This is a genomic window from Tenacibaculum soleae (assembly GCF_030549005.1).
GTDB classification, from domain to species: domain Bacteria; phylum Bacteroidota; class Bacteroidia; order Flavobacteriales; family Flavobacteriaceae; genus Polaribacter; species Polaribacter soleae.
This window is the reverse complement of record NZ_JAUOSW010000022.1, coordinates 1-4,150: the sequence shown is the minus strand read 5'-3', so window position 1 is coordinate 4,150 and position 4,150 is coordinate 1. Positions and strand designations below refer to the sequence as shown.

General features: G+C 29.5%; 5 protein-coding genes. All 5 read right to left on the bottom strand.

Translation table 11 applies throughout. The annotated features are described in order from the left end of the window. Positions 1 to 202 precede the first annotated feature (202 nt). Entirely contained in the window at positions 203 to 985 is a 783-nt protein-coding gene (locus Q4586_RS13895) for a DUF1828 domain-containing protein (protein WP_303529975.1), read from the bottom strand. Next, a complete protein-coding gene (locus Q4586_RS13890) occupies positions 982 to 1,482 on the bottom strand; it encodes a DUF6978 family protein (protein WP_303529973.1) in 501 nt (166 codons plus the stop codon). Before Q4586_RS13890 ends, Q4586_RS13895 begins: the two co-directional genes overlap by 4 nt. 215 nt (positions 1,483 to 1,697) lie before the next feature. Beyond that, positions 1,698 to 2,240 carry a hypothetical protein gene (locus Q4586_RS13885; protein WP_303529971.1) on the bottom strand — a complete coding sequence of 181 codons (543 nt, stop codon included), beginning with the start codon at positions 2,238 to 2,240 and terminating at the stop codon, positions 1,698 to 1,700. Between the two features lie 228 nt (positions 2,241 to 2,468). Then, complete coding sequence (locus tag Q4586_RS13880; RefSeq protein ID WP_303529969.1) at positions 2,469 to 3,065, bottom strand: FEKKY domain-containing protein; 597 nt, start codon at positions 3,063 to 3,065, stop codon at positions 2,469 to 2,471. Positions 3,066 to 3,211: 146 nt separating this feature from the next. Next, positions 3,212 to 3,817 (bottom strand): hypothetical protein, encoded by a 606-nt coding sequence (locus Q4586_RS13875; RefSeq protein ID WP_303529966.1) that lies wholly within the window; start codon positions 3,815 to 3,817, stop codon positions 3,212 to 3,214. Positions 3,818 to 4,150 lie beyond the last annotated feature (333 nt).

The following is a 4,150-nucleotide window of genomic DNA, read 5'->3' as shown; positions in this document are numbered from 1 at the left end:
TCTAAAATACAGACTTATAATTTCAATAAATACATTTCCCGAAGTTTTCAAAATCTTATGAATGCTAACGTATTTGTATATGGTTTGTTGCGTGGTTAAGCACTTAATTTAATAAATAAAAACCGAATAGAAAATCCGCGAGGATTTTCGTAAGTAGGCTAGAACCAAGCAATAAATTATATACGGTGTTGTAAGTAGTATTTTATGCAGATATAAGTTCTTTACTTCGTTCCGATTCACGTTCAGACCAAAGGATATAATCAGCATTTTTTGCTTTAAGTGCATCTAAAAATTCAGTTCGAACTTCTTTGTCAATATTATTTATTATTGCAATTGCATTTACGTCTTTTTTCGTGATTTTTTCACGAACTGGTTTTATATCATCCCACGCAAAAAGAAAAGTAGATAAGTTTGATTTATTTACTGTATTAAATGATTTAATAACGGTTTCTTTTTTCTTTTTGGCTATTTGAAAATCAAAATTAAATTCTAAACCTGTAGCTCCTTTTGAAATAAAGTCAGGTGTATAAATTATGTCGTTAGAATCTAAATATGTTCTAACATCTTCTTTAAATATTGAAGAAACATTATGTTTTGATAGAACATATAAATCGTTAATTTCAATTATTGCAGAGAGAAAATTATGCTTAGATTGAGAAAAATTTTCAATGTTAGCTTCTATTGTTAATTCGTCACCTTCAGCTCTTATTCCATAATTTAATAGAATAGTGTCTAAAATAGCTCTACGTCTTTTAGAACCTTGTATGTGTAGACCTTGCAGTTCTAAATTAGACATAGTTTCTCCATTATCACTCAACCTTAATTGATTTCCTTTTTTTTGAGCATAAATTTCAATAGTGTCATTAAAGGCTCCAACAAAAGGTGTGTTTATTAGAAACCAATCGGTATTAGAGTCCTTTTGGATAAAGGTTTTTTCTCTTAACCAACTGTAATAATCGTCCACATATGTTTTTACCCAATTCAAAGTATTGCTTGTTGAATGTTAATTAATGATTTTAAATTTATTCTTCGAGCAAAGTTAATTATTAAATCCGATAAGTCTGATGCTTGAGTGATATCTTTAATTGGAAAGTCACTATCAGTAAGCGGAATCGCCCAAGCTAAAGGTTTATAGCCTTCAACATAAATATGAATATGAGACTCCGTTGGGTCAAACCATTTGTCAGCATAAGGAATTAAAAATTCAGGTAAAGAAGGGATTATGTTTGAAGGATTGTGATGTCCACCTTTGAAATCAATTCTCAACAAACCAATGAAAGAATTACTTTCTAGATGATGAATTGACGTTTTAAGGATGATTTTTTGATTGGTAGTTATTTCAACCCAAAATTCATAATCAGAATCTTGATGAGAAATCAATTCCAATCTGTTTTTCTTTTTCGATAAATCTATTGTTTGATTAGGGTTCGTTAAAACCTTTTCTAAATCCAATAAATACATCGCTTCTTGGTTAGTTAGCATTTTTCTTTATATTACTTACAACGTTGCGTGTATGGTTTAGTGCGGGAATAGAAAGTCAGTAGACTTTCAATTCAGCACGAGGCAAAGCATTTTGTTTGCCTTTATCTTTTTTTGTACTAAAGTCAAATCAAAATGATTTGACGGACTTTGTAAATATACACTAAACTTTGGTTAAGCACAAAACCCGTATTAACTATACACATTGTTGTACATAGTTACTTTTTCCATATTTCAAATTCATTCCTCACAATTGTCAATATTTCGCATATATAAATTAATTCGTCAACCTCAGGGTAGTGTTTTAAATAAGATTCTGGGCTTGAATATTCAAAATTATTATTTGAATTGAAACCTCTAACTTTAATTTTATAAGACACTCCATCAAGAATACTTTTCTTACCGATTGTACCGTGATATTCAACTATTATTTTACCGTTGGGTAATATTGTTTCTTCTTTTTGAATATCATTTCTAACTCCTAATTTCCATTCTATTTTTTCTTGACTTGGTAAATCTAAAATATAACTTCTAACAAGGTTTTGATAGATGAATTCCGTGTCGTTTTTCGGCTTTAGAATTCTTTTTTCAATCTTTAATTCAGTTCCTTGGTTAACTTTTGCGTAGTGTTCATAAAATTCCGTTGTCCATTGATTCGATTTGTTCTTAAACATTCTAAGAAGTGATGAATAATTAGTTATTCCGCCACCTTGATAAATCCTAATTTCGGTTTTGTAAGTCAGTGAATCAGATAGTTGCAAATCAGAATTAATTTCCGATATATTTTGAGCTGAAATTCCAACTGTAAATAGAAATATTATTAAGAATTGGAGTTTTTTCATAATTATGTACAACGGTCTCGTATAACCGTCAGTTACGGGTTAATATGCGTTAATTTTCGGTTTGGCACAGACTTTAGCGATTCCGAGTGGATTCGGATGTAGTCGAATCCGCCGTAATTGCGGTTATACATTGTTGTGCAACGTATTTTATTCATTTTCTTCAAGTCCGACAATGTCTTTCCGAATCTTTTTCCTCCATTTCTTTCCGTATTTTTTGTCTAAATACTCGAAAACTGTTCTGTTATATTCATAGAGACTTTCCTCTGCAATTGCTTCACAACCATACTCTACAAAATTCACGTTATATTTTTTCGCAAATTTTGAGTCAGATTTATAAAATACAGGTGCGATTCCACTTGATTCCAATATGTTTATTTCTCCGTTTTCGATGTCTGAAAGTGCTTTTTCTCGGTTCAGACCAAATCTTGGTTTCATAACAAATTCAAACACGTATTTTTTTGGCTTGTCTACTTGGATTGTTGTATCAATATTTTCATATCCCAAAGCTGACAATTCAATAGTTTCCAAACTATTTTTTTCTCGAATTTTGTATCGATATTCAAATTCTCCTTTTTCGTTTGTCATTGAATATCTATATCTTGATTTATAACTTATATAAACGTTCTCAAGAGGTTTTCCGTTGACTTCTGACAATACAAATCCGTTAATCAGTATTTCACTTTTTTCTTGTGAAAATCCGACTATTGAATTCAGAAATAATATTGTCAGTATGAGTTTTTTCATATGTTGCACAACGTTGTTGTATAAGATTAGTTGCGTGTTTTAAGCACTAAAGTTAGCAAATAAATCACAGATAGAAAGTCCGCAAGGACTTTCGTAAATTGGCTAAAACCAGCAATTAATTTTATACGGTGTTGGCAAATCGTTTTTTATTGATTCCATCTTTCTGAATTATTCCAATGATAATTCATTAGTAGATAGAATTCAGATTCCATTTGTAATTTTTCTTCACTTATATTCAGTTCTTCGATAATAATTTTTCCAATATTTAACTGAATTATAGATAATAACATTAATGTACTTTCTATAAATGAATTGTTCCTTTCTTCATAAAGAATTGTCATTCCCAAACCGTGAGTGTAATTAGAATAATGATTCTGTATAATTTTAGAAAAGCGTTTTGGTACTTTAGAAATATTATATAAATCTTCCCAACTGAAACGTTCCTTTGAATTTGTTGTAAATTTCCAATTCCGTTTTTGAATAGTTTTTTTAGAAACTAAATTATCCAAATTTTCTGAAGATATTTTATTAAGTATTTGAGAAATAGCTTTCTTATCGTGTTCAACTATATCTTTCGATTCGTCAAATGATTCAATTAATTTATTATTTTTCACAGTTTCCGAAAACGAAGTAATTGAATTAATTCGTCCATCAAGAGAGTCCATTAAATACAGGTAATATCTTAATAACTGTTCATCTTTTGTTGAATAAGAAGTTAGTATAAAGAAAACTGAATAATTGTCAAATATCATTCTGCTTAAAGTCGCAAAAGATTGTGTTTCAAAATTTTCTTCATTAAGTTTTTTCAGAGTGTTTAGACTGGATATTAGATTTTTAAATATCTTATAAATTCCAACTTTCTTGTTGAAAACGTTCGAGTTTGAAGTGTAATTAATTTTTATAAATTCCGCAATTTTATTTAATTGAATTAAACTGATTTCAAATGTTAATTCCATTTATTTTTCTTCGATTATTTCCATTTTCAGCGAGTGATTGGTAAATGTTTGCCAACGGTTTTGTGTATGGAAAGTTGCGTTTTTGTGTGTGAGGATTTTCCGCAGGAAAATCAGACGTAACAAAAATGC